This window comes from Mesorhizobium sp. IMUNJ 23232 (assembly GCF_044326205.1).
In the GTDB taxonomy this organism is placed as follows: domain Bacteria; phylum Pseudomonadota; class Alphaproteobacteria; order Rhizobiales; family Rhizobiaceae; genus Kumtagia.
In genome coordinates this window covers 131,273-156,098 of the sequence record NZ_JBIRCY010000013.1, presented here as the reverse complement: position 1 = coordinate 156,098, position 24,826 = coordinate 131,273, and the positions used below count along the sequence as shown (strand labels likewise).

The window sequence follows — 24,826 nt, the reverse complement described above, 5'->3', positions numbered from 1 at the left end:
CCACTGGCAACCGGTCGACAACACATACATCAGCCCATTGACCACCTCGCGCAGCTTCACGCTCCGCTTGCCGCCGCCTGGCCTGCCGGGCGGGATCAGCGGTTCGATCAGCGCCCATTCCTCATCGGTCAGATCGCTCGGATAACGCAGATGATCACGGTTGTAGCGAGCCCGGTTCTCGGCGGTCCACATCGGCGCATTCCTTCTCGAATCATGCCGAACAAGGAATCACAACCGATCCAAAACCAGAAACTCAAAATCCGACAACCGATTCTGCCCGCTCACAAAGTCCCCGGACGGACACTAAAAGGGACGGTTGACTTTACTTTCGGCAGAAGAGCCGCAGCGGTCTGGAAGTCGCGCGGGCCGAAAAAGGAAACCGTCCCCGGCACGTGCTCCTTACGAGCTGGCAATAGACGTCAGCGCCGCCACCAGCCGGTCGAGTTCGGCCTCGGTCGTGTAGAGCGCCGGCGATAAGCGGATGCACTGGCCGGCCGCCACGCCGGCGCGGCGCACGGTCAGCACCTTGAACTCGTCGCGCAGACGCACGACTACCGCGTTGTTGTCGTCCTTGCTGCCCTTGCCCTTGATGCGGAACGAGGTGATGCCGGCATGCATCGCCGCGTCGTCCGGCGTCAGGATTTCCACCGTCTCGACCGGACGCAGCTTTTCCACCCAGTAATTGCGCAGATGGTTCAGCCGGGCGTTCTTGGCCGGCGCGCTGATTCTTTCATGCAGGTCGATCGCGGACGGCACGCTGAGCGCGGCCGCAAAATTGATCGTGCCGGTGTGCACGCGTGAGCGGATGTCGTCCGCCGGCCAGTCCTGGTCGCCCATATGGATGTCGATGTCGGCCAGCCGATCCTTCTTGATGTAGAAGAAGCCCATTCCAACCGGCGCGCCGATCCATTTGTGCAGGTTGAAGCCGACGAAGTCGGCGCCGAGGTCGGGCGCGTTGAACGGTATCTGACCCCACGAATGCGCCGCGTCGACAATGACGTCCACGCCCTTTGCGCGCGCCATGTCGGCGATCTCGCGGATCGGCATCACCAGCCCGGTGCGGTGCGACAGATGCGTCAGCAGCAGCAGCTTCGCCTTGGGCGTCTGATCAAGGACCGTCTTGTAGGTTTCGAGCACAGCTTCTTTCGTTGCCGGCTCCGGGATCGCGAAGGTCTTCACCTCGACGCCGCGCCGGTCCTTCAGCATGGCCATGGCGTACTGCATGGAATCATAGTCGAGATCGGAATAGAGCACCGTGTCGCCCGGCTGCAGCCTGTTGTAGCCGGAGATCAGGATCTGCAGCGCCTCGGTGGCGCCACGGGTGATGGCGATCTCCTCCGGCTGCGCGCCAACGGCGGCCGCCACGCGGAGGCGGACGTTCTCGAAATCGCCGCCGAAGGCGCTGCGGGCATAGAATGAGTTCTGGCGGTTCACGCGCTTTGTGTTCTCGATGTAGGCTTCGAGAACCGGACGGGCCATGATGCCCCAGTAGCCGTTCTCCAGATTGGCGATGGAGCGGTCGACATCGTAAAGGTCCTGAACAGCCGCCCAAAAGGTGCTGTCGGTGGCCACCGCTGCCGCGTCGAGTGCCGGCAGGACGGCTGTCTCGGCTGCCGCCGTCGCCTTGACTGTGGCTGCACTTGCCGCCGCGATGGCGCTGCCGATCAGAAAACTCCGCCGTCCGATCATCCCGATTCTCCTCGATTCCAGGCTATTGTCGATGGCGGGGTTACTATTGGCCGTCTGTGACAGGGCGTTGAATGCAGCCGGCGAAGCTTGCCAGATAAGGAGAACTCGCCTTTACATCGGGCTGCGGGAACGCTTGCGTGAGCGCGTCGCATTCAGCATTCAATGTCGCGCATTCGAGACGGATTTTGCATGTCGGCCATCATTCGTCCCATGGAACGGTCCGATATCGCGGCAGCCGCCACCTTGCGCCATGCCATCTTCTTCGACGGCAGCGAGCGAACCGTGGCGGAGGATGCCGCGGGTCTGGAGAAGTTGCTAGGAGGTGATGGCTTTGAGGCGGCGCTGGTCGCCGAGGTCGATCGCAAGCTTGTGGGAAACTGCCTCCTGGTTCGCGAGGAGCTTGACCTTGACTATGACCAAAGACCCTGGCTTGCCGGACTTTTGGTCGCTCCACAGTATCGCAAGCGCGGCATAGGCTCCCGGCTGGTCGCGGCGATCGAAGGGCATGCGCGGTCTGTCGGCTGTGAGGCGCTCTACCTCTACACGCATGGCGCGGAGGCGTTTTACACTACGCTTGGATGGACCGTGGCCGAGCGCTTCCTTCAACATGGCGACCCGGCTGTTGTGATGTCCAAGGATTTGCGGCTAGGTTAGGCGAATGGCGAAAGTCACCGGCATAGGCGGGTTTTTCTTCCGGGCGCGCGATCCCAAGGCGCTGGCCGCCTGGTACGAGACCCATCTCGGCATCAACGACATCGCCAAGAGCGTGTGGACGCAGGAGGCTGGCCACACGGTGTTTTCGCCATTTAACGAGGACACGGATTATTTCGCCCGCGAGAAACAGTGGCTGATCAATTTCCGTGTCGACGATCTCGACGCCATGATGGCCGATCTCAAAGTCGTGGGCATCGCTGTCGAGACGCGGGCGGAGTGGGATTCGGAAGTCGGCCGCTTCTGTCGCATCCACGATCCGGAAGGCAATCCGATCGAGTTGTGGGAGCCGGCGAAGACTTGAGCGCGCGCGGTGCGCGGCGGCGTCAGCGGCTGATGCCGACGAGGTAGCCCAGGGCGAAGGCGGCGATAAGTCCGACCAGAATGAGACCGATCTGCAGCGCGTCCCGCCGGCCCGTGCGGTCGAGCAGGGAGGGTAAGGGCGGAGCCGGTTGATTTGCAGCCTTGGCAAGCGTCGGTGGATTCGGCTCGCCGTTTCGGGGTTGCATCTGCGGTAGCGCGCTCAACGCGGCCGAAACAGCGTCCCATGTATGCGGATCGGCACGGGTTTTGGACAGCCGCACGCGCTCGGCGATTTCCATCACCGCGTCTCGGAACGAGGCGTCGCGCTCAATGTCGCGTTCGGCACGCTCGCGTTCGGCCTCGTCCATCAGGCCGAAGACATAGTTGCCCGCCCGGGCAAGTCGGTCGGTGTCGCTCATGTTGAAAGGTCCCCGAAGGGATAATGCCGCGAACCGGCATTTCTGTACAGCCGGTGCACCGGCCTCGACGCGACATGGTTGACGTGTCCGCCCGGCCCAGCCTTTACCAGTGCGGCGGCTTGGTCACCGGTACGTCGGGCTGCACCTGTTCCTCCAGGCTCAGGAACCGCTCGGTCAGCGCGTCGAGCTTCTTCTGCATCCGGTCGATCACCTTCCACTGCTCGGCAATCTGCCCCGAAAGCTCTTCGATCGTCTTCTCCTGTTCGGTGGCGCGGATCTCCAGCGTCGTCAGGCGGTCGGCCGGCATGACCATGAAATGCTCCTGTGCGGGTTCGTCAGGGAGGCGAGGTGATCGCCAAGCCCTTCGCACCAGCGATCGAAATTGACAAGCACCGGTGGATTTGTCGAGAGTAGCCGGGCCGGGACGATTGGCAGGGGACAGCCTGCGTGCTAGCGGTTTTGACCAAACGATAAAAATAAGAGTGGGACAAGTGCATGGCGCAAGCCGCGATCCAGCTCATCGGCATCAACAAGAGTTTCGGCGCCGTGCGCGCCAACCGCGACATCAACCTCGAGGTCGAGCGCGGCACCATCCACGGCATCATCGGCGAGAACGGCGCCGGCAAGTCGACGCTGATGTCGATCCTCTATGGCTTCTATCAGGCCGATAGCGGCGAGGTGCATGTCGGCGGCAAGGCCACCTTGATCCACACGCCGAACGACGCCATCGCCGCCGGCATCGGCATGGTGCACCAGCACTTCATGCTGGTGCAGAATTTCACCGTCATCGAAAACGTCATCCTCGGCGCCGAGGGCGAGCCGCTGCTCAACGCCTCGATCTCCAAGGCGCGCTCGGAACTGCAACGGCTGGAGCGCGAATACGGACTGGAAGTCGATCCGGATGCCATCATCGAGGAGCTTCCGGTCGGCTTGCAGCAGCGCGTCGAGATTTTGAAGGCGCTGTTCCGAGGCTGCGACATCCTCATCCTCGACGAGCCGACCGGCGTGCTGACCCCCGCCGAGGCCGACCACCTCTTCCGCATCCTCAAAATGCTGAAGGACGAGGGCAAGACGGTGGTGCTGATCACCCACAAGCTGCGCGAGATCATGGCGATCACCGACACGGTTTCGGTGATGCGGCAGGGCACAATGGTTGCCACCCGCAAGACATCCGAGACAACGGTCGAGGAGCTTGCAGAACTGATGGTCGGCCGCCGCGTTCTGCTGCGGGTCGAGAAGGGCGAGGCGAAACCGGCGGGGGTCAAGCTTTCGGTGAAGGATCTCGTTGTCAGGGATTCGCGAGGCGTGGTCATGGTCGACGGCGTCTCGCTGGATGTGCGCGCCGGCGAGATCGTCGGTATCGCCGGTGTGGCCGGCAACGGCCAGTCCGAACTGATCGAGGCGATCTCCGGCATCCGCAAGGCGGAGGCGGGCACGGTGCTGCTCGATGGCAAGCCGATCGACGTCACCGGCCATGCCGACCCCGGCGAGTTGCGCGACCGTGGCCTGGCGCATGTGCCGGAGGACCGCCACCATGTCGGCCTGGTGCTTGCCTTCGAGGAGGCGGAAAACTCGATCCTCGGCTATCACGACAAGCCGCAATATCTGCGCGGGCCGTTCCTGAACATCGAGGCGATCCACGCGGATGCCCGCGAAAAAATCGAAAAATACGATATCCGCCCGGCCAACGACCGGCTGAAGACTGCGAATTTCTCGGGTGGCAACCAGCAGAAGATCGTGCTGGCGCGGGAGATAGAGCAGGACCCCGGCGTGCTGATCGTCGGCCAGCCGACGCGCGGCGTCGATGTCGGCGCCATCGAGTTCATCCACAAAAGGCTGATCGCCATGCGCGACGCCGGCAAGGCGGTGCTGCTGATCTCGGTGGAGCTCGACGAGATACGCTCGCTGTCCGATCGCATCCTGGTGATGTTCGCCGGCCGCGTCGTCGGCGAGCGCGGACCGGAGGCGAGCGAGGGCGAACTCGGCCTGCTGATGGCCGGTGTGGAGAAGCGGGAGGCGGCGGAGTAATGAGCACTCCCTTCGCAAGACTCCCCCGTTGGGCCGATTACGGCCTGATCCCGCTGATCAACCTACTGGTTGCCTTCTTCGTCGCCGGCATTGTCGTGCTCTTGGTCGGGGAGAACCCGCTGAAGGCGGCGGTTGTACTGGTCGACGGTGCGTTCGGCTCCGGCCAGAACCTCGCCTACACGCTCTATTACGCCACCACCTTCATCTTCACCGGCCTTGCCGTCGCGGTCGCCTTCCATGCCGGCCTGTTCAACATCGGCGGCGAGGGGCAGGCCTATATCGCCGGCATCGGCGTCGCGCTGGTCTGCCTGACCTTCGACGGCATCCTGCCCTGGTGGCTGACCTTTCCGCTGGCGATCGTCGGTTCGGCGCTTGTGGGCGCGGCCTGGGCCTTCATTCCCGCCTATCTTCAAGCCAGGCGTGGCTCGCACATCGTCATCACCACGATCATGTTCAACTACATCGCGTCCAGCGCGATGGTTTACCTGCTGGTCAACGTGTTCAAGCCTGCCGGCTCGATGGCGCCGCAGACGCGCGACTTCCTTGAAGGTGCGCAGTTGCCCAAGCTTGGCTGGCTGATGGAAGTCTTCGGCCTGTCGGTGCGCTCGGCGCCGCTCAACATCTCCTTCCTCCTGGCGCTGTTCATGGCCTGGGTGGTCTGGGTGCTGATCTGGCGGACAAAACTCGGCTACGAGATGCGCACTTTCGGCTTCAGCTCCAAGGCAGCGCGATATGCGGGCATCGGCGAGGCGCGCATCACCATCGTCGCCATGCTGATTTCCGGCGGCTTGGCCGGCATGATGGCGCTGAACCCGATCATGGGCGACCAGCACCGTATGCAATTGGAATTCGTCGCGGGCGCCGGTTTCGTCGGCATCGCCGTGGCGCTGATGGGCCGCTCGCATCCGGTCGGCATCATCGCTGCGGCGGTCCTGTTCGGCGCGCTCTATCAGGGCGGCGCGGAACTGGCCTTCGAGATGCCCAACGTGTCGCGCGACATGATCATCATCATGATGGGTCTGGTCATCCTCTTCGCCGGCGCTCTGGAGCACATGTTCCGGCCGACGGTGCAGACGATCTTTGCTTCGCTCAGTCCGCGCAGCATGGGTGTACCTGCCGCGAAGGGGGAGGGCGCCTGATGTTCGACACCATCATCCAGCTCTGCGACGCCACGCTGCGCGTCTCCGCGCCGCTGCTGCTCGCCTGTCTCGCCGGCCTCTATTCGGAGCGGGCCGGCATCTTTGATATCGGCCTTGAGGGCAAGATGCTGGCTGGGGCCTTCGCCGGCGCCTCGGCAGCCGCCGTTTCGGGCTCGGCTTGGGTCGGTTTGCTTGTCGCCACCCTCGCCGCCGTCGCGCTGGCGCTGGTGCACGGCTTCGCCTCGATCACCCATCGCGGCAACCAGATCGTGTCGGGCGTGGCGATCAATTTCATCGTCGCCGGCTCGACCATTATCCTCGGCCAGGCGTGGTTCCGGCAGGGCGGGCGCACACCGTCGCTTGGCGGCGCGGCGCGTTTTCAGGAGATCACCTTGCCGGGCGCCGACGCCGTGAGGGACGTGCCGATCGTCGGGCCGATCTATTCGGAACTGCTCTCCGGCCACTCCATCCTGGTCTACATCGCTTTCCTGATGGTGCCGCTGACCTGGTGGGTGCTGTTTCGCACGCGCTTCGGCCTGCGCCTGCGTGCCGTCGGCGAAAACCCCGCGGCGGTCGACACGGCCGGCATCTCGGTCACCTGGCTGCGCTATCGCGCCGTAATCATCACCGGCGTGCTCACCGGCATGGCCGGCGCCTATCTGTCGGTCGCCCAGAACGCCGGCTTCGTGAAGGACATGACCGCCGGCAAGGGTTATATCGCGCTCGCCGCGCTGATCTTCGCCAAATGGAAGCCGGTGCCCGCCATGTTCGCCTGCCTGCTGTTCGGTTTTCTCGACGCGGCATCGATCCGTATCCAGGGCAGCCCGGTCGGCATCGCCACCTGGCTGCCGCCGCTGGCCATCCTGGTCTGCGCGCTGGTGCTGCTCGGCTATGTCAAGCTGAAGACGCCGGCCGTGATCCTCGGCTCGGTGCTTGCCGGCCTTGTCGCCTACGGTCTTGCGGTCGTGCTCCAGCCCTATGGACCGGCGCCGGTGCGCGTGCCGGTGCAACTCGTGAACGCGCTGCCCTTCATCCTCACGGTCATCCTCCTCGCCGGTTTCATCGGCAAGGCAATCCCGCCGCGCGCCGGCGGCGTGCCCTATGTGAAGGAGCGGTGAGGTGCTGAAAAATGCAGGAGAAAGATCGATGAGACCCTTCTTGTTGGCCGCCGCCTTGTCCCTTGCGCCGGCCGCGACCTTCGCCGACACGACGGTCAACGTGGCCGTCGATTTCGAGAAGGACTACATGAAGTTCTACTGCGTCTATGAGAGCAATCTCTATTCGCTCGGGGCCGACATGTGTTCGGCGGACGGCCATGTCCAGGTCTGCGTCCTGGACGACAAGCAGTCACCAAGGGCGACGTGGAAGGTCGACACGCAACTCTGCGCGGCCTCGACCGACGAATAGGCGGCCGGGACAGGTCAAGCGTCTGCTGAGCCGATTGAAAACAGGCTGGATGGTCGATCATGCATGATCTCTTCCTCGCGGCGCGCGAGGCGATGGCGAAATGTTATGCGCCCTATTCGAAATTCCCGGTGGGCGCTGCGATCCGCACGACGGACGGCCGCATCTTCTCCGGCTGCAACATCGAGGTCGCGTCCTATCCGGAGGGCTGGTGCGCGGAGACCACGGCGCTCGGCCACTACGTCATGGGTGGCGGCGGTGAGATCGCCGAAATTGCGGTGGTGGCGGAGCGCATGGCGCGCATCACGCCCTGCGGCGGCTGCCGCCAGCGGCTGGCGGAGTTCGCCGGCCCGGATGCAAAGCTCTACCTCTGCGACGATGTCGGCGTGGTCGAGACGGTCACCATCGGCCAGATGCTGCCCTATGGTTTCGAAGGAAAGATCCTGAAATGAGCGATGCTGTCGCCACGCTGGTCGAGCGGCTCGGCGGCCGCATGCCGAAGGTCGCGGTTGTACTCGGCTCCGGCCTGGGCGGCCTTGTCGACGAGGTCGAGGGCGCGATCCGCATTCCCTATGCTGACTTGCCCGGCTTTCCCAGAAGCGGCGTCACCGGCCATGCCGGAACGCTGGTCAGCGGCCGCTTCGGCGGGGCGGAAGTGCTGCTGCTTGCCGGCCGCTCGCATTATTACGAACACGGCAATGCGGCTGCCATGCGCCCTGCGCTGGAAACCCTCGCCGCGATCGGCGTCACCACGCTGATCCTCACAAATGCCGCGGGCTCGCTCGATGCCGCGATGCCGCCGGGATCGGTGATGCTGATCGAGGACCACATCAATTTCGCCGGCGCCAATCCGCTCATCGGCGAGCCGACCGACGCGCGTTTTGTCGGGCTGACCGAAGCCTACGACCGCGGCCTGCGCGCCGCGATCGTCAAGGCCGCCGAGGCGACCGGCACGCCGCTGCACAAAGGCGTCTACATGTGGTTCTCCGGCCCGTCCTTCGAGACGCCCGCCGAGATCCGTATGGCGCGTATCATGGGGGCCACCGCCGTCGGCATGTCGACCGTGCCCGAGGTCATCATCGCCCGTTTCCTCGGCCTGCGCGCCGCCGCCTGCTCGGTCATCACCAATCTCGCTGCCGGCATGACGGGGGCGGAACTCTCGCACCAGGAAACCAAGGACATGGCGCCGCTCGGCGGCCGGAGATTGGCGGCGGTGCTGAAGAAGATGTTCGAGGAGGGCATCTGATCGATGCTCCCGCAGGAAATCATTCGCCAAAAACGCGACGGCAAGACGCTCCCGCCCGGTGACATCGCCGCCTTCATCGCCGGCCTCACCTCCGGCACCGTCTCCGAGGGTCAGGCCGCCGCCTTCGCCATGGCGGTGTTCTTCAACGGCATGCGCCGCGAGGAGGCGGTGGCGCTCACGCTCGCCATGCGTGATTCCGGCGAGGTGCTCGACTGGTCGGACCTGCCGGGCCCAGCCACCGACAAGCACTCGACCGGCGGCATCGGTGACAACGTCTCGCTGATGCTGGCGCCGATCGTCGCCGCCTGCGGCGCCTATGTGCCGATGATCTCCGGGCGCGGTCTCGGTCACACCGGCGGCACGCTGGACAAGATGGACGCCATCCCCGGTTATGTCAGCCAGCCTGACACGGACCTGTTCCGCAAGGTGGTGCGCTCGGCGGGCTGCGCCATTATCGGCCAGACGGCCGCGCTCGCTCCCGCCGACAAGCGCCTCTACGCCATCCGTGACGTCACCGCGACAGTGGAATCGATCCCGCTGATCACCGCCTCGATCCTCTCCAAGAAACTCGCCGCCGGTCTCCAGTCGCTGGTCCTTGACGTCAAGGTCGGCAACGGCGCCTTCATGGAAAAATCGCGCGATGCCGCGTCGCTTGCGAAAAGCCTGGTCGAGGTCGCCAACGGCGCGGGGCTGAAGACCTCGGCGCTGATCACCGGCATGAACGAGCCGCTGGCGTCGGCCGCCGGCAATGCCGTGGAAGTCGCCAACGCCGTCGATTTCCTGACCGGCCGGACCCGCGACCCGCGCCTGGAAAAGGTGACGCTGGCGCTCTGCGGCGAGATGCTGCTTTCGTGCGGCATCGCTTCGTCTCACGCCGACGGCCTCGAGCGGGCGCGAGACGCGCTGAACAGTGGCCGCGCGGCGGAGCGCTTCGCCCGCATGGTGCATGACCTCGGTGGACCGGCCGACTTCGTTGAGAAGCATCGAAGCCACCTGCCGCACGCCGCGGTCGAACGCGTTGTGCCCGCCCCGCGCGCCGGCTTCGTCACTCATATCGCGACGCGCGACATCGGCCTTGCCGTGGTCGGCCTCGGCGGTGGGCGTACGCGACCCGGCGACAGTGTCGATCTCGCGGTCGGTTTCACGCGGCTCTTGCCGCTCGGCGCGGAAGTGCGGCCCGGCGATCCGCTGGCCAGCGTTCATGCGCGCAGCGAGGCCGATGCCGACCGTGCCGCCGCCGCGCTCGCAGCCGCCTACGGCATTGGCGACGCCAAGCCCGCCGCCAAGGACCCGGTGGTCCGGCGGATCACGGCCGGCGATGCCTACTGAACCAGCAGCAATGTCCCGCCGTCGACCTCGAACTTTTTCAGCCGGTTGAGGAAAGTCATGCCGATCAGCGTGCCGCTCAGCGCCTGATCCTCGAGCACAAGCGCCTGGACGTTCTCCACCGTGATGCGGCCGATCTCAAGGCGGTCGACCATCACCAGCGTCGCGCGCGCCTGGCCGTTGGCTGTGTTCACCGTGTTCTTCATGTCCGACGGCTTCACCTGGAGCCCAAGCCGCCGGGCCGTCGACAGGTTGAAGGCGACAGCAGTGGCGCCGGTGTCGATCATCGCCTCGACCTTGCGGCCGTTGATCTTGAAATCGCCGACGTAGTGGCCCCGGTCGTCTACCTCAATCTCCACCTTGCGCCCGCTCGGGGCAGGGCTGGTGGACACGGTCGTCGGCTTGTTTGCAACGGGCGGCAGTTCGGCCACCATGGTCGGTTCGGTCGCGCCCGACCCAAGAAGCGCCTGAAATGCTTCGGGATTGCCTTGATAGATCAGCGGCACGGCGGCCGACGATCCGATGCATATGCCGATAAGAATAGCGTTGCGCAGCATGTGGAACCCGTCTTGCTGCGCAGGACCTTATCGCCGGAAAACCTCCGCCGCCTTAACGGCACGCCGGTGTCCGGCCGTCACCAGATATTTGTGTAAATGATGGGTTAACGGCCCCCTGAAATCCCCGTTATTTTGTCCCGTACAGCCGGTCCCCGGCGTCGCCGAGGCCGGGTACGATGTAACCCTTCTCGTTCAATTGCCGGTCGATCGAGGCGGTGAACACCGGCACGTCGGGATGGGCGGTGGTGAAGCGCTGGATACCTTCGGGCGCAGCCAGCAGGCAGAGATAGCGCAAATTCGTCGCCCCGCGCCCCTTCAGCTTGTCGATCGCCGCGATCGCCGAATTGGCGGTGGCCAGCATCGGGTCGACGACGATCACCAGCCGGTCGGCGAGATCGCTCGGCGCCTTGAAGAAATATTCGACAGCCTCCAGCGTCTCGTGGTCGCGGTAGAGCCCGATATGGGCGACGCGCGCCGCGGGCACCAGGTCGAGCAGCCCTTCGAGCAGCCCGTTGCCGGCGCGCAGCACCGAGGCGAACACCAGCTTCTTGCCTTCGAGGATCGGCGCTTCCATCGTCTCCATCGGCGTCTCGATGGTCGTCGTCGTCAGTTCGAGGTCGCGCGTCACCTCGTAGCCGAGCAGCAGCGATATCTCGCGCAACAGGCGGCGGAAACTCGCGGTCGAAGTCTCCTTGTTGCGCATGATGGTCAGCTTGTGCTGCACGAGGGGGTGATCGACGACTGTGACGCCCATGGCCTGACCTTCCGCTTCTTATTGTGTCGCGGCATACTATCCCGGCTTGACGGCTGGTGAAATGCCGCGAGGCGAGGCGATGACGGTTTTCCCCGGAGTTGCGGCCGGCAGCCTTCTTTCTCACCGTCTCCATACGGGGAGAAGGTGGCCCGAAGGGCCAAATGAGGGGCGGCGCTGTCGTTGAACTGCTGGCGCTACTCCTTGCGTGTTTGTTAAGCGACCGATCTGCAAGGGTGGCTCATCTTGCCTGCCGGCATCTTCTCCCCGCAAACGGGGAGAAGAGAGCCTTCACCGCTTCTTCTCCAACCGCGCCAGCAACGCGCTCCGTGTCTTGCGGTCGACAAAGGCTGCCTCGATTGAAGTGCGCGTCACCGCAGTCAGCGCCTTCTCGCTCATGCCGAAGTGCTTTGCGGCCAGATCGTACTCATTCCTCAGCGTCGTCCAGAAATAGGGCGGGTCGTCGGAATTCAGCGTCACCTTGCAGCCCGCGGCGAGCAGGGCCGGGAAGGGATGGTTCGGAAACCCGTCGAAAACCTTGAGCGCGATGTTCGAGCCGGGGCAGCACTCCATCACGATGCCTTCGGCGGCGATGCGCCGAACGAGATCCGGGTTCTCGATGGCGCGCACGCCGTGGCCGATGCGGCTCGGCTTCAAATGGTCGAGCGCGCCGGCGACGCTTTCCCAGCCGCCGAACTCGCCGGCATGCACGGTGATGCCAAGCCCCGCCTCGCGGGCGATTTCGAAAGCGCGCACGAAATCCTCGATGTCGCCCATCCGCTCGTCGCCGCCCATGCCGAAGCCGGTCACCAGCGGGTGACCGCATCTGGCGGCGAAGCGTGCGGCGGCCTCCACGGCCTCGACGCCGAAATGCCGCACCCCGGTGACGATCATACGGCCCTCGATGCCGGTCTTGTCGCGGGCGCGGATCATGCCTTCGCCCAACGCGTTGGTATAGGCTTGCGGCGACAGGCCGGCGCGCCGCGCATGGTCGGGCGAGGTGAACACCTCGGAATAGATGGCGCCGTCGCGCGCCAGGCTGGTCAGATAATGCTCGGTCAGCCGCGCATAGTCCTCCTCTGTGCGGAACAAATCGGCGGCGAAGTCGTAGGCCTGCAGGAAGGTTGTGAAATCGTGCCAGACGAAGGAGCCGTTCTGGATGAAAGGCGAGGGGTCCGCCCCATATTTGCGCGCCTGCCGGATCACCAGTTCCGGGTCGGCCGCGCCCTCGACATGGCAGTGAATTTCGGCAGTGAGCGGCATGGGCGGTCCTTTGAACGAATCGCTGGTCTTCACGGCAATGCTGGACAATAGCGTCCCCGCCGTGCATCGGGTATGGTTCTAAACCGGAGAACGGTTCACCTTTATGGCACAACAGCGAACAACCGCAGCGAGCGGTATGGAAACCTCCTACGGTTTCCGCGAAGTCGGGGATGGCGAGAAGCAGCCGCTTGTCGACGCCGTATTCCACCGCGTCGCCAACCGCTACGATTTGATGAACGACCTGATGTCCGGCGGCCTGCATCGTCTGTGGAAGGACGCGATGGTCGCCTGGCTCAATCCGCCGCGCCGCGCAGGCTGGAAGGTGCTCGACGTGGCCGGAGGCACAGGCGACATCGCCTTTCGCATCGTCGATGCGTCCGCGGGCAATGCGACGGCAACCGTGCTCGACATCAACGGCTCGATGCTGGCGGTGGGGCGCGAGCGGGCCGCGAAACGCCATCTCGAAGGCAATGTCGATTTCGTCGAGGCGAACGCGGAAGACCTGCCTTTTCCCGACGGGACGTTCGACGCCTACACCATCGCTTTCGGCATCCGCAACGTGCCGCATATCGACGCAGCCTTGTCCGAGGCGTTTCGCGTGCTCAAGCCAGGCGGACGCTTCCTCTGCCTCGAATTTTCCGAGGTCGAGATGCCTGTCCTCGACCGGATCTACGAGGGGTGGTCGTTCAAGGCGATCCCGCCGATCGGAAGAATGGTGACCGGCGACGCAGAACCTTACGCCTATCTGGTGGAATCGATCCGAAAATTCCCCAACCAGGCGAATTTTGCCGACATGATCAAGCGAGCCGGCTTCGAGCGCGTCACCTGGCGGAATTATTCCGGCGGCATAGCGGCCTTGCATTCCGGCTGGAAGCTTTGACGCCCGCATGACCTCGATCGGAGCGGGTTTCAGGCTGGTCAGGGCCGGCTGGATCATGACGCGCGAAGGCGTCTTCGCGGCTTTGCCGGGCGAGGAGCTTTCGGGCGCACCTCGCCTTGCGTGGCGGCTGACGAAATTCCTCGCCCGGCCCCGCGCCATGCGCCGCCAGCGCTCGGAACGGCTGGCCGGCGCCGTGTCGCGGCTTGGTCCTTCCTACGTGAAACTCGGCCAGTTCCTGGCGACGCGGCCGGACGTGGTCGGCAACGACATCGCGCTCGACCTCTCCAAGCTGCAGGACCGCATGGCGACCTTTCCGACCGCGCAGGCGGTGGAAGCAATCGAGGGCTCGCTCGGCCGGCCTGTGACGGACCTGTTCGCGTCTTTTGGCGAGCCTGTCGCCGCCGCCTCCATCGCCCAGGTCCACCCGGCCGAGGTGATGCGCGACGGCGAGCTTCGCAAGGTCGCAGTCAAGGTGATCCGTCCCGGCGTGCGCCGCGCCTTCTTCCACGACCTCGAAAGCTATTTTCTCGCGGCGCGGCTGCAGGAAAAATTCATTCCGTCGTCGCGACGCTTGCGCCCGGTCGAGGTGACACAGACGCTTGCCCAGACGACAAAGATCGAGATGGATCTGCGGCTGGAGGCGGCAGCACTCTCCGAGATCGGCGAGAACACGCGCGACGATCCAGGCTTCCGCGTGCCGGCGGTCGACTGGGAGCGCACCGGTCGCGACGTCGTCACCATGGAGTGGATCGACGGCATCAAGATGAACGACATCGACGGCTTGCGCGCTGCCGGCCACGATCTGAAGGCGATCGCCGCCCATCTCGTGCAGTCCTTCCTGCGCCACACGCTGCGCGACGGGTTTTTCCACGCCGACATGCATCCGGGCAACCTGTTCGTCGAACAGGACGGCACCATCGTCGCCGTGGACCTTGGCATCTCCGGCCGGCTGGGAAAAAAGGAACGCCATTTCCTTGCCGAGATCCTGTTCGGCTTCATCACGCGCGATTATGTCCGCGTCGCAGAGGTGCATTTCGAGGCGGGCTACGTGCCGCGCCAGCACAACGTCGCCTCCTTCGCGCAGGCGATCCGCGCCATCGGCGAACCGATCCACGGCCAGCCGGCCGAGACGATATCCATGGCGAAGCTGCTCACGCTGCTGTTCGAGGTGACCGAGCTTTTCGACATGGCGACGCGGCCGGAACTCGTGCTGCTGCAGAAGACCATGGTGGTGGTCGAGGGCGTGGCGCGAACGCTCGATCCCGCCTTCAACATGTGGAAGACCTCCGAGCCGGTCGTCGGCCACTGGATCAGGCAAAATCTCGGGCCGCGCGGTCTCCTGACCGATGCGCGCGATGGCGTCAATGCGCTGCTGTCGCTGGCTCGCCAGGCGCCCGACCTCGCCGCCCGCACCGAACGCCTGTCGCGCGAGATCGATTTGATGGCCGAACACGGCCTGCGCTTCGACGAGACGACGGCGCAGGCAATCGGCAAGGCCGAGGCCCGCCATACGCGCTCCGGACGTGTGGCGCTGTGGGTGATCGCGGCGGCGGTGGCCTATATAGCTTGGCGGATGGTATGAGATATGCCATGACCCTCTCGGGCAAGCGCATCCTGCTGATCATCGGCGGCGGCATCGCCGCCTATAAGACGCTCGACCTGATCCGCCGCCTGCGCGAACGCGGCGCTTCGGTGCGGGCGGTGATGACGGCTGCGGCGCAGGAGTTCGTCACGCCGCTGTCGGTCGGCACGCTGACCGCCGGCCGGGTGTTCAGCGAGTTGTTCGACCGCGACGACGAACACGATGTCGGCCACATCCGTCTGTCGCGCGAGGCCGATATCGTCGTCGTCGCGCCGGCCACGGCGGACCTGATGGCGAAGCTGGCCAATGGCTTGGCCAACGACCTCGCCTCCGCCGTGCTGCTCGCCACGGACAAGCCGGTTTTGATGGCGCCCGCCATGAACCCGAAGATGTGGGACCATCCGGCGACGCGCCGCAACCGCGCGACGCTGGCCAAGGATGGCATTGCCTTCGTCGGGCCTAACAAGGGCGAAATGGCCGAGAGCAGCGAGGCCGGCGAAGGACGCTTGGCCGAGCCGCTGGAGATCGTCGCGGCGGTCGAGGCAGCGCTTGTCCCCAAGCCCGGACCGCTCGCCGGCAGAAAAATAATCGTCACCTCCGGCCCGACCAATGAGCCGATCGACCCGGTGCGCTACATCGCCAACCGTTCCTCCGGCAAGCAGGGCCACGCCATTGCCGCTGCCCTGGCTGCGCTCGGCGCCAACGTGCGGCTGGTCTCCGGACCGGTCAATCTGGCCGATCCGAAGAGCGTCCACACGTTCCATGTCGAGACCGCACGCGAAATGATGCAGGCGGTTGAAGCCGAATTGCCGGCCGATGCGGCGGTGTTCGTGGCGGCAGTCGCTGACTGGCGCAGCGACAGCGAGGCAGGCGCCAAGATCAAGAAGGTGGCAGGCGAGGGGCCGCCGGTGCTGCGCATGGTCGAGAACCCCGACATCCTCTCGACCATCGGCCATCATGCCAGCCGGCCATACCTCGTGGTTGGTTTTGCCGCCGAGACCAACGATTTGGTCGCCAATGCCCAGGCCAAGCTCAGCCGCAAAGGCGCAGACTTCATCGTCGCGAACGACGTCAGCGCCGAGGGTGGGGCCATGGGCGGCGACCGCAACCGTGTGCGCATCGTTTCCAAGGCCGGCGTCGAGGAATGGCCCGACATGCCGAAGGACGAGGTGGCGAAACGGCTTGCTGATCTGATCGCAACGCGGCTGCAGACCGTGGAAGTGTAGGCGTTCTCTCCACGCAGGCGATCCCATCCTCCGATATCCGGCAGTCGCCATCGGATCAGTATTCACGCCCGCCTTGCTGCCTTAGCTTCTTGACGCGGTGGCGTTGATAGGCGTCGATCTGCCGGAACAGCGGGGTCTTTCGTTCAAAGATCAGATGCGTGATCGAAATGTAAATTGCCCTTTCTGTGTTCTGGCCTTCGATATTCAGCTTGCAGACGATGCCGCCCTCGTCGCCTGCATAGTGGAGGCCTTCGATCGTGCACCGGGTGACCGCTGTCCGCTCTGAAAGATGCTCCGCCAAGGCTCGAACGGCATCCCGAGTTGGCCTCGCTTCCAATGGAAGCGAGGCTGTCAGTTCTGCGAGAAGCCGGTTCGTCTTTTCAAGGCCGTCGATCATCGACGGCGTTCAGGATTGCGGGGTACTGTCGTCGGGGTCATTCTTGCTGCGGTCGCCAGGCCGATCCTCATTTGCAGGCGGCGACGGCTCCTCGTCCGACAGCGGCGGCTGTGGCGACTTGACCGTCTCGTCGACGATCAATTCGACGATGCCCCGCGCGATCTCGCGCTCGCCCATGATCACCGTATCGGCGCCAAGTCCTTTCAGATGCTCGACTTCCGCGTCGAAATGGGCGCGGGCGATGACCACGATCGAAGGATTGGCGGCCCGCGCCCGCAGGATGACCTGTCCCGCCTCGAAGGCGTTCGGGATTGCAAGAACCAGCCGCTTCGCACCCGTCGGATTCGCCGCGGCGAAGACCTGCGCGTTGGCGGCGTTGCCCTCGACCACCTCGACCCCGTCGGCATGCAGTTTCGCGATCGTCTTGTCGCCGTCCTCTATCACCAGGAAGGGCAGGCGGGCCTTGCTGAGCGATTCCCCGACCAGGCTGCCGACGCGGCCGTAGCCGATGAGGATCGTGTGGTTCGTCAATGTGGTCGGCGGCGGCGGGCCGTCCTCTTCCTTGCGGGCGGATTTGGCGGAAGGGGCGGGCGTCGCCAGCACGCCGGCCTCGGTGGCCGGGCCGGCCGCCTTGATTTCCGCTGCCGCCGTACCCTTCCCGAAGCGGCTTTCGGCCCACGGTTTCAACCTTTCCACTGCCGCGAAAACAAGCGGATTGAGCACGATCGAGAGAATCGCGCCGGCGAGGATCAGGTCGCGGCCCTGTTCCGGCAACAGCCCGAGCCCGACGCCCAACTCCGCGAGAATGAACGAGAATTCGCCGATCTGCGCGAGACTGGCGGAGATGATCAGCGCCGTGCCGATCGGGTAGCGGAAGGCGATGACGATCAGGAAGGCAGCAGCCGACTTGCCGATGACGATGATGAACAGCGTCGCCAGGATCGGCCAGGTCTCGCGCAACAGGCTGGTCGGATCGAACAGCATGCCGACCGAGACGAAGAACAGAACCGAGAACGCGTCCCTGAGCGGTAGCGACTCTTCCGCCGCCCGGTGCGAAAGCGGCGATTCGCTCATGATCATGCCGGCGAAGAAGGCGCCCAGCGCCAGCGACACACCGAACAGTTTCGCCGCGCCGAAGGCGACGCCAAGCGCGATGGCCAGGACGGCAAGCCGGAAAAGTTCGCGCGATCCGGTATGGGCAACGTAGTGCAGAAGCCATGGAATGATCCTCCGCCCGACCACGAGCATGACCGCGACGAAGGCGACAACCTTGGCAAGCGTCACACCAAGTACACCCCAGACGCCATAGTCGAACTGGAACAGCGGCGAGGGCAGGTCGTGTCCGGTCGTTCCGTCCGCCCCGCCGAGCAACCCGGCAATGGCCGGCAGGATGACCAGCGCCAGCACCATGGCGAGATCCTCGACGATCAGCCAGCCGACCGCGATGCGCCCGCGCTCGGTCTCAATCATGCGTCGGTCCTGCAGCGCCTTCAGCAGCACGACGGTGCTGGCTACCGACAACGCCAGTCCGAAAACGAGGCCGGCGCCGGGCGTCCAGCCCAGCATCCAGGCCAGTCCCCAGCCCAACAAGGTGGCGAAGCCGATCTGCACGACCGCGCCGGGCACGGCGATGGCGCGCACCGACAGCAGGTCCTTCAGCGAGAAATGCAGGCCGACGCCGAACATCAGCAGGATGACGCCGATCTCGGCGAGTTCCAGCGCCAGTTCCTGGTCCGCCACGAAACCGGGGGTGTTGGGCCCGACCAGAACGCCGGCGATCAGATAGCCGACCAGTGGCGGGATGCGAAAACGATTGGCGAGCGCGCCGAGAATGAAAGCCAGCCCCAGACCGGCGACGATGGTTGCGATCAGGGGCGTTTCATGCGGCATCGTTCAGGTGTCGCCTTTCCAGTTCGGGAGCTTGCGGGAAGCGCGAAAGCGCTATCTTTCCAATATGGTGGAGGGGGCAGGGGGTGCGCAACCCTTGGCGGCCGTGTTTATCGTTTGGACGACGCAAAATGGATCGGAAATAAGATTTCAGAGTCGATCTTCGAGCAGGTCGAGATCAATATTCTGGCCGCCATAGAAGACTCCGAGGATCATCCCCCGTTGTTGCTCCACGGCAAAAATGATGCTGACCCTGCACCGATAGCCGACGACCCGGATGGGATGGGTGTTTCGGGCCACACGGCGCCTCTTTCCGGAAACGTCGAAAAGCCGAGGCAGTAGTCGCAGATGCCGCTTGCGAACGTCCAGGCAATGTTCGGAGATGCGCGCCTCTCGAGACTCTGGTCCTGTTGCAGGTCCGCGAGTCGCCCAGGAATCTCTTCACGCAGCCACTTTTCCCGCGCCTCCTCGAAATCCTCCAGCATGCGTAACCCCGCACGCACGACTTCGCTTGCGTGTTGATGACCTCAGGCTATGATAAGCTCGGAGGTAGCGTCCGGCATCGGTGTGGTCGGCAGACTTGGATCGTGCCGCGCAACAGCGCTGTTGCGCGGCTCAAACTTCTTCCTCAGGCGTCGGTTCAGCCAGGCCGCCGCTCGTCACAGGTCAAAGCGTAGCGAGATGCCAGGGGGCCGGTAGTATCGCGGGTAGTAGCGCGGTGCGAACCCATAGCTTCGGCCGTAGTTCCGGCCACGGTAGCAGTCACCGTAATAGCGGCATTGCTGACGTGCGTATCGCCGGTAGGCGCGGCGCTCCGCGCGGCGTTCCGCACGGCGCTGCTGCCGCTGCCAATGACGATAGGTGTGGGAGGCTTGCTGCACATCCGTGCGGCCCTGTTCCGCCTGCGGAACGAAAACCGGAGCGGCATTGGCTGGCGCCGGCACGGCCACTGCAACCGAGGCGGCCAAGGCGGCGGCCATCAACCCAGATAAAAGCGTTTTCATCGGTACCTCCTGATTGGTTAGGTATTGAGGCCAACGAAACAGCCATGGGTACGGTTCCGGGCTGGACTTCACTGTATGTTACGCTCGTGTCGGGAAAAGATGTGCATTCGCTGATCTGCTTCGTCCTCAAGCCGCCATCAGCATCTTCTCGATCTCGGGCACCGGATGATTGGTCAGCGTCTTCGGATATTCTGCCACCACCATCTCTTCGACTTCCTTGTGGAGGTTCTTGCGCATCTCGCCGAGCACGACGGGCGGCGCAATCAGGATGATCGCGTTGAAGTCGCCGCGATGTGCCGCCTTGTAGAGTTTTTCGGCGATCTCCACCGCGAACCGCTCCTTGGCTTGCCTGTGCCAGTCGGTGTCGGCGACCGCGCTACGATGCGGCGAAGGGCCGTCATTGAAGCGGCCCGGCCTGTCCGAGCCCTGCTCGCGCGTCGGCGGGTTCTCTTCGGAGAGTTCGCGCACGACCTCGAAATCCGGATAAAGCCCGTCTCCCTTGTTCTCCAGGAATAGCGCCTTTTCGCCATCGGCGACCACGACCCATGTGCCGTGTTTGAGTTTCGCGGCCATGCGGCAATCTCCTTCATTCTGAACGGACCCGAAGCATCGGACGATGCCTCGCTTGGCTAACGCAACCGGGGGATCGGGGTTCCTCACGACAAAAACATGCCAAAAAACAGCGTTGTGGAAAAATTTTCTTCCGCTCTTCGCACTTGCGGAAAAGCGATTGCGTCCTGCAAACTGGCGCGCGAGTGCGTTCCTTCTGAAAAGCCTCGCCAACGCTTAAATATCTGTCTTTCCAGCCAGGAAGCCAACCGCGCCATGTCGCAGCCGTCAACCAAGCTCAATGCCTTCCCCGTCTTCCTGCGGGTCGAAGGGCGGAGTGTGGTCGTCGTCGGCAATGGCGACGAGGCGCTGGCCAAGGCGCGGCTGCTCGGCCAGTCAAGCGCGCGGCTGATCGTCGTGGCCGATGCGGCCGAACCGGCCCTGCGCCGCTGGGCCGGCGAGAACGGCGCCGAACTCGTCGAGGCGGCATACGACCCCTCTCTGGTCGAAGGTTCGGTGCTGGTTTTCGCGGCGAGCGGCGACGAGGCCCTGGACCGGCGCATATCCGAGGACGCTCGGCGCCTGGGGATTGCCGTCAATGCGGTCGACCGCCCCGAACTCTGCGATTTCTATACGCCGGCCATCGTCAACCGTGCGCCGCTGGCGGTCGCCATCGGCACCGAAGGCGCGGGGCCGGTGCTGGCCCAGATGGTGCGGGCGCGCATCGATGCCATGTTGCCGCCGTCGCTCGGCCTGCTGGCAGCGCTCGCCAACTCGTTCCGCGACGCGGCTGAAAAACTGTTTCCCAAGGGCCTGGCGCGGCGTTCCTTCTGGCACGCCTTCTTTTCGGGAGCGCCTGCCCGGGCGCTGGAAGTTGGCGGTGAGCACGAGGCGCGTGTCGCCGCCGGCCGGCTTCTTGCGGAGCAGGGCAAGGGTACGGGGCATGTCGCGCTGGTCGGCGCCGGCCCGGGTGCCGAAGACCTGCTAACGCTCAGGGCGCATCGCCTGCTGATGGAGGCCGACGTCATCGTGCATGACGCGCTCGTCCCGGAAGCTGTCATTGGCATGGGCCGCCGCGACGCCGAGCGCCTGCCGGTCGGCAAGCGAAAAGGCTGTCATTCCAAGACGCAAAGCGAGATCAACGCGCTGCTGGTGCGCCTCGGGCGCGAAGGCAAGCGCGTCGTGCGGCTGAAGTCCGGCGACCCGCTGGTGTTCGGCCGCGCCGGCGAAGAGATGCAGGTGCTCCGCGATGCCGGCGTGTCGTTCGAGGTGGTGCCCGGCGTGACCTCGGCCTTCGCCGCCGCCGCCGATTTCCAACTGCCGCTGACGCTGCGCGGCGTGACATCCTCGATGGTGTTTACCACCGGCCACGACCTCAAGGGCGGTTCGCTGCCCGACTGGGCGAAGCTGGCGATCTCTGGCGCGACCGTCGCCGTCTATATGGGCCGTTCGGTCGCGGCGGACGTTGCCGGAAGGCTGATGGATGCCGGCCTGTCCCCTGATACCGCCGTCGCAGTCGTGGAGAACGCCAGCCTGGCCAATCGCCGCCGTTTTCATGGCACGCTGGCCGACCTTCCGTCACTGCAATCGCGCGACGATCTTGGCGGCCCGGTGATGACCATCATCGGCGACGCGGTCGCCGGCGCGGATTTCTCGCGCTCGGAGCCGCTTTCGGCGCATCGGTTCGTTCCGTCGCCGGCCGAGGAGACACAGGCATGAAGGTCCTGACCGCCAACCGCCTGACCGATGGCGAGGCCGTCTGGCTCTCGGCGGCCCGCGTCTGGGCCGAGACGATCGACGAAGCCGAAATCGTCAACGACAAGACGGCGGAAACCGAATTGGAACAGGCCGGCAAGGCATCCTTTGCCAACAATGAAGTCGTCGACCTCGAACTGATCGACATCGAACTGGTCGATGGCTTGATCCGCCCGCTGCGCCTGCGCGAGCGCATCCGCGCCGCCGGCCCGACAAACCGCCTCGATCTTGGAAAACAGGCCAGAACGGCCGCTTGAGAGGGCCAAGAAGGGCCCACGGAAGCACGACCATGTACCGCTACGATGAGTTCGACCAGGATTTCGTGAAGGCCCGCGTCGCCGAGTTCACCGACCAGGTGGACAGGCGTCTTGCCGGCGAGATCACCGAGGAGCAGTTCCGGCCGCTGAGGCTGATGAACGGCGTCTACCTGCAGCTGCACGCCTACATGCTGCGTATCGCCATCCCCTACGGCACGCTGAATTCGGGCCAGTTGCGCATGCTGGCCCACATCGCCCGCAGATACGACAAGGGCTACGGCCACTTCACCACGCGCCAGAATATCCAGTTCAACTGGCCGGCGCTGTCGGACATCCCGGCGATCCTGGCCGACCTTGCGTCGGTCGAGATGCACGCCATCCAGACATCGGGCAACTGCATCCGCAACGTGACGGCCGACCATTTTGCGGGTGCGGCCGCCGACGAGGTCGCCGATCCGCGTCCCTATGCCGAGATTCTGCGGCAGTGGTCGTCGGTCCACCCGGAGTTCTCCTACCTACCCAGGAAATTCAAGATCGCGGTGACCGGGGCAGAGCGCGACCGGGCCGCGATCCAGACGCATGACATCGGCCTGCACCTGAAGAAGAATGCCGAGGGCGAGCTTGGCTTCGCCGTCTACGTCGGCGGCGGGCAGGGCCGCACGCCGATGATCGCCAAGAAGATCAGGGATTTCCTGCCGGAGAAGCACCTGCTCTCGTATGCAACGGCGATCCTGCGCGTCTACAACCTCTACGGGCGGCGCGACAACAAGTACAAGGCGCGCATAAAAATCCTCGTCCACGAGACCGGCACGGAAGAGTTCGCCCGCCAGGTCGAGGCGGAATGGGCCGAGCTGAAGGACAACGAACTGACCCTGCCGGAAGCCGACATCAGCGCCATCAATGCCTATTTCGCGCCGCCGGAACTGGCGGCCCGGCCGGAAGGCGATCAGGCGGTAAAGCTGGCGCGGCTCGACTCGAAAAGTTTTGCCGAATGGGTCGACCAGAACGTCATCACCCATCGGCACCCGGACTATGCCGCCGTCACGATCTCGCTGAAAGGCATCGGCGAGGCGCCGGGCGACGCCAGCGACAGCCAGATGGAAGCGGTCGCCGACATCGCCGACAAATACGCCTTCGGCGAAATCCGCGTCAGCCACGAGCAGAACCTGATCCTGCCGCATGTGGCGCGCGCCGATTTGAAGGCGGTCTACGACGCGCTTGTCGAGATCGACCTGGCGACGGCGAATTCCGGCCTGATCACCGACATCATCGCCTGCCCCGGCCTCGACTATTGCGCACTGGCCAACGCCCGCTCGATCTCGGTGGCGCAGGAGATCTCCAACCGCTTTGCCTCGCTGGAGCGGCAGCGCGACATCGGCGAGCTGAAGCTGAAGATCTCCGGCTGCATCAATGCTTGCGGCCATCACCATGTCGGCCACATCGGTATTCTCGGCGTCGAGAAGAAGGGCGCGGAACTCTACCAGGTAACGCTGGGCGGCTCGGCCGACGAGCACACTTCGGTCGGCGAGATCATCGGCCGCGGTTTCGGGCCGGACGAGATCACCAACGCGATCGAGACCGTGGTCGAAACCTATCTTGCCCGCCGGCTGGACCGCTCGGAGAATTTCCTCGCCGCCTATCGCCGGCTCGGCCCGGCGCCATTCAAGGAGGCGCTCTATGGTGGCGAAGCCAAGGCAGCCTGACGCCGATATTGCCGCAGCCGAGGAAGCCGCCGAACTCGACGCGCGCTTCGGTGGCCTGACCCCGCAGGAGATCATCAAGCAGTCGGCGCGCCGCTCGTTTCATGGCGGGATCGCGGCGGTGTCCTCCTTCGGCGCGGATTCGGCGGTGCTGCTGCACATGATCGCCGAGGTCGACCCGGCCCTGCCGGTGATCTTCCTCGACACCGGAAAACATTTCGGCGAGACACTGGAGTATCGCGACGCGCTGGCCGCCGATCTCGGCCTGACCGATATCCGCGTCGTGACGCCCGACCAGGCCGCGCTCGACCGGCTCGATCCCGGTGGAAAACTGCATCAGTCCGACACCGACGCCTGCTGCGATATCCGCAAGGTCGAGCCGATGGCGCGGGGCGTGGCGCCGTTCCGCGCCTGGTTCACCGGCCGAAAACGCTTCCAGGCGGCGACTCGCGCCGCACTTCCGGTGTTCGAGGCGGTCGGTCCGCGCATCCGCATCAACCCGCTGGCGAAGTGGGGGACGAGCGACCTCGCCGACTATATGCGGGTGCATGCGCTGCGCGAGAACCCGCTGGTCGCCTACGGCTACCTGTCGATCGGCTGTTTTCCCTGCACTTCGATCGTCAAGCCGGGCGAGGACGCGCGCAGCGGTCGCTGGACCGGCCAGACCAAGATCGAATGCGGCATTCATCTGCCGGGTCTCGGCGAGGCGCTGACGACCGCTGCCTAGTGAAAAATCATCCCAGGCGTCTTTGC

General features: G+C 64.8%; 28 protein-coding genes and 1 pseudogene. 17 read left to right on the top strand and 12 right to left on the bottom strand.

Going from position 1 to position 24,826, the window contains the following annotated elements:
- Window positions 1–192: transposase (locus tag ACH196_RS12540; protein ID WP_396647233.1), on the bottom strand; the 192-nt coding region annotated here is incomplete at its 3' end.
- A gap of 207 nt (window positions 193–399) precedes the next feature.
- Window positions 400–1,689, bottom strand: a complete 1,290-nt coding sequence (locus ACH196_RS12535; protein ID WP_396647232.1) for an aminotransferase class V-fold PLP-dependent enzyme — start codon at window positions 1,687–1,689, stop codon at window positions 400–402.
- 189 nt (window positions 1,690–1,878) lie between these two features.
- On the opposite strand from ACH196_RS12535, the gene ACH196_RS12530 reads away from it, so the two are divergent.
- Window positions 1,879–2,343, top strand: a complete 465-nt coding sequence (locus ACH196_RS12530; RefSeq protein ID WP_396647231.1) for a GNAT family N-acetyltransferase — start codon at window positions 1,879–1,881, stop codon at window positions 2,341–2,343.
- A gap of 4 nt (window positions 2,344–2,347) precedes the next feature.
- Window positions 2,348–2,704 (top strand): VOC family protein, encoded by a 357-nt coding sequence (locus tag ACH196_RS12525; RefSeq protein ID WP_396647230.1) that lies wholly within the window; start codon window positions 2,348–2,350, stop codon window positions 2,702–2,704.
- Between the two features lie 22 nt (window positions 2,705–2,726).
- Here ACH196_RS12525 and ACH196_RS12520 read toward each other — a convergent pair whose 3' ends face one another.
- Both ACH196_RS12520 and ACH196_RS12515 read right to left on the bottom strand, forming a co-directional pair.
- Entirely contained in the window at window positions 2,727–3,122 is a 396-nt protein-coding gene (locus ACH196_RS12520) for a hypothetical protein (protein WP_396647229.1), read from the bottom strand.
- A 103-nt stretch (window positions 3,123–3,225) separates the two neighbouring features.
- Window positions 3,226–3,435: a SlyX family protein gene (locus ACH196_RS12515; RefSeq protein ID WP_396647228.1), complete on the bottom strand. Its 210-nt coding sequence runs from the start codon at window positions 3,433–3,435 to the stop codon at window positions 3,226–3,228.
- A 182-nt stretch (window positions 3,436–3,617) separates the two neighbouring features.
- Here ACH196_RS12515 and ACH196_RS12510 point away from each other — a divergent pair, with 182 nt between their 5' ends.
- From ACH196_RS12510 to deoA, 7 genes are read left to right on the top strand one after another with little or no spacing between them, the layout of a single operon-like run.
- Window positions 3,618–5,150 (top strand): ABC transporter ATP-binding protein, encoded by a 1,533-nt coding sequence (locus ACH196_RS12510; RefSeq protein WP_396647227.1) that lies wholly within the window; start codon window positions 3,618–3,620, stop codon window positions 5,148–5,150.
- The gene (locus ACH196_RS12505) at window positions 5,150–6,289 is read left to right on the top strand and encodes an ABC transporter permease (protein WP_396647226.1); all 1,140 of its coding nucleotides are present in this window, start codon (window positions 5,150–5,152) and stop codon (window positions 6,287–6,289) included. Before ACH196_RS12510 ends, ACH196_RS12505 begins: the two co-directional genes overlap by 1 nt.
- Window positions 6,289–7,407: an ABC transporter permease gene (locus ACH196_RS12500; RefSeq protein WP_396647225.1), complete on the top strand. Its 1,119-nt coding sequence runs from the start codon at window positions 6,289–6,291 to the stop codon at window positions 7,405–7,407. Before ACH196_RS12505 ends, ACH196_RS12500 begins: the two co-directional genes overlap by 1 nt.
- 28 nt (window positions 7,408–7,435) lie before the next feature.
- Entirely contained in the window at window positions 7,436–7,696 is a 261-nt protein-coding gene (locus ACH196_RS12495) for a hypothetical protein (RefSeq protein ID WP_396647224.1), read from the top strand.
- Window positions 7,697–7,752: 56 nt separating this feature from the next.
- A complete protein-coding gene (gene cdd, locus ACH196_RS12490; RefSeq protein WP_396647236.1) occupies window positions 7,753–8,145 on the top strand; it encodes a cytidine deaminase in 393 nt (130 codons plus the stop codon).
- Window positions 8,142–8,939, top strand: coding sequence for a purine-nucleoside phosphorylase (locus ACH196_RS12485; RefSeq protein ID WP_396647223.1), 798 nt, complete (start codon window positions 8,142–8,144; stop codon window positions 8,937–8,939). Before cdd ends, ACH196_RS12485 begins: the two co-directional genes overlap by 4 nt.
- Before the next feature lie 3 nt (window positions 8,940–8,942).
- Entirely contained in the window at window positions 8,943–10,268 is a 1,326-nt protein-coding gene (gene deoA, locus ACH196_RS12480; RefSeq protein ID WP_396647222.1) for a thymidine phosphorylase, read from the top strand.
- On the opposite strand, the gene ACH196_RS12475 is transcribed toward deoA, so the two are convergent.
- The 3 genes from ACH196_RS12475 to ACH196_RS12465 form a co-directional block, all read right to left on the bottom strand.
- On the bottom strand, window positions 10,262–10,822 hold the full coding sequence (locus ACH196_RS12475; RefSeq protein WP_396647221.1) for a TIGR02281 family clan AA aspartic protease: 561 nt from the start codon (window positions 10,820–10,822) through the stop codon (window positions 10,262–10,264). The genes deoA and ACH196_RS12475 overlap by 7 nt on opposite strands.
- 127 nt (window positions 10,823–10,949) lie before the next feature.
- On the bottom strand, window positions 10,950–11,576 hold the full coding sequence (gene upp, locus ACH196_RS12470; RefSeq protein WP_396647220.1) for a uracil phosphoribosyltransferase: 627 nt from the start codon (window positions 11,574–11,576) through the stop codon (window positions 10,950–10,952).
- A 288-nt stretch (window positions 11,577–11,864) separates the two neighbouring features.
- Window positions 11,865–12,836, bottom strand: a complete 972-nt coding sequence (locus ACH196_RS12465) for an adenosine deaminase (protein WP_396647219.1) — start codon at window positions 12,834–12,836, stop codon at window positions 11,865–11,867.
- Between the two features lie 103 nt (window positions 12,837–12,939).
- Between ACH196_RS12465 and ubiE the strand changes: the two genes are divergently transcribed.
- Genes ubiE through coaBC form a run of 3 tightly spaced genes read left to right on the top strand, consistent with a single transcriptional unit; the run spans window position 12,940 to window position 16,524 of the window.
- Window positions 12,940–13,716 (top strand): bifunctional demethylmenaquinone methyltransferase/2-methoxy-6-polyprenyl-1,4-benzoquinol methylase UbiE, encoded by a 777-nt coding sequence (ubiE, locus tag ACH196_RS12460; protein ID WP_396647218.1) that lies wholly within the window; start codon window positions 12,940–12,942, stop codon window positions 13,714–13,716.
- Window positions 13,717–13,723: 7 nt separating this feature from the next.
- A complete protein-coding gene (gene ubiB, locus ACH196_RS12455) occupies window positions 13,724–15,298 on the top strand; it encodes a 2-polyprenylphenol 6-hydroxylase (RefSeq protein WP_396647217.1) in 1,575 nt (524 codons plus the stop codon).
- 8 nt (window positions 15,299–15,306) lie between these two features.
- Window positions 15,307–16,524 carry a bifunctional phosphopantothenoylcysteine decarboxylase/phosphopantothenate--cysteine ligase CoaBC gene (gene coaBC, locus ACH196_RS12450; RefSeq protein WP_396647216.1) on the top strand — a complete coding sequence of 406 codons (1,218 nt, stop codon included), beginning with the start codon at window positions 15,307–15,309 and terminating at the stop codon, window positions 16,522–16,524.
- Between the two features lie 55 nt (window positions 16,525–16,579).
- Here coaBC and ACH196_RS12445 read toward each other — a convergent pair whose 3' ends face one another.
- Both ACH196_RS12445 and ACH196_RS12440 read right to left on the bottom strand, forming a co-directional pair.
- Window positions 16,580–16,921: a hypothetical protein gene (locus ACH196_RS12445; protein WP_396647215.1), complete on the bottom strand. Its 342-nt coding sequence runs from the start codon at window positions 16,919–16,921 to the stop codon at window positions 16,580–16,582.
- 9 nt (window positions 16,922–16,930) lie between these two features.
- The gene (locus ACH196_RS12440; protein ID WP_396647214.1) at window positions 16,931–18,811 is read right to left on the bottom strand and encodes a cation:proton antiporter; all 1,881 of its coding nucleotides are present in this window, start codon (window positions 18,809–18,811) and stop codon (window positions 16,931–16,933) included.
- Window positions 18,812–18,925: 114 nt separating this feature from the next.
- Between ACH196_RS12440 and ACH196_RS12435 the strand changes: the two genes are divergently transcribed.
- Entirely contained in the window at window positions 18,926–19,150 is a 225-nt protein-coding gene (locus ACH196_RS12435) for a hypothetical protein (protein WP_396647213.1), read from the top strand.
- Window positions 19,151–19,212: 62 nt separating this feature from the next.
- Here ACH196_RS12435 and ACH196_RS12430 read toward each other — a convergent pair.
- The 3 genes and pseudogenes from ACH196_RS12430 to ACH196_RS12420 form a co-directional block, all read right to left on the bottom strand.
- Window positions 19,213–19,332: pseudogene (locus ACH196_RS12430) on the bottom strand (type II toxin-antitoxin system ParD family antitoxin); the annotation flags it as partial.
- A 135-nt stretch (window positions 19,333–19,467) separates the two neighbouring features.
- On the bottom strand, window positions 19,468–19,812 hold the full coding sequence (locus ACH196_RS12425) for a hypothetical protein (protein ID WP_396647212.1): 345 nt from the start codon (window positions 19,810–19,812) through the stop codon (window positions 19,468–19,470).
- Window positions 19,813–19,938: 126 nt separating this feature from the next.
- Window positions 19,939–20,385 (bottom strand): host attachment protein, encoded by a 447-nt coding sequence (locus ACH196_RS12420; RefSeq protein WP_396647211.1) that lies wholly within the window; start codon window positions 20,383–20,385, stop codon window positions 19,939–19,941.
- Between the two features lie 252 nt (window positions 20,386–20,637).
- Between ACH196_RS12420 and cysG the strand changes: the two genes are divergently transcribed.
- The 4 genes from cysG to ACH196_RS12400 are packed head-to-tail and all read left to right on the top strand — an operon-like array spanning window position 20,638 to window position 24,800.
- Complete coding sequence (gene cysG / locus ACH196_RS12415) at window positions 20,638–22,080, top strand: siroheme synthase CysG (RefSeq protein WP_396647210.1); 1,443 nt, start codon at window positions 20,638–20,640, stop codon at window positions 22,078–22,080.
- Window positions 22,077–22,373 (top strand): DUF2849 domain-containing protein, encoded by a 297-nt coding sequence (locus ACH196_RS12410; RefSeq protein ID WP_396647209.1) that lies wholly within the window; start codon window positions 22,077–22,079, stop codon window positions 22,371–22,373. The genes cysG and ACH196_RS12410 overlap by 4 nt, the downstream gene beginning before the upstream one ends.
- 32 nt (window positions 22,374–22,405) lie before the next feature.
- The gene (locus ACH196_RS12405) at window positions 22,406–24,076 is read left to right on the top strand and encodes a nitrite/sulfite reductase (protein WP_396647208.1); all 1,671 of its coding nucleotides are present in this window, start codon (window positions 22,406–22,408) and stop codon (window positions 24,074–24,076) included.
- On the top strand, window positions 24,051–24,800 hold the full coding sequence (locus ACH196_RS12400; protein ID WP_396647207.1) for a phosphoadenylyl-sulfate reductase: 750 nt from the start codon (window positions 24,051–24,053) through the stop codon (window positions 24,798–24,800). The genes ACH196_RS12405 and ACH196_RS12400 overlap by 26 nt, the downstream gene beginning before the upstream one ends.
- Window positions 24,801–24,826 lie beyond the last annotated feature (26 nt).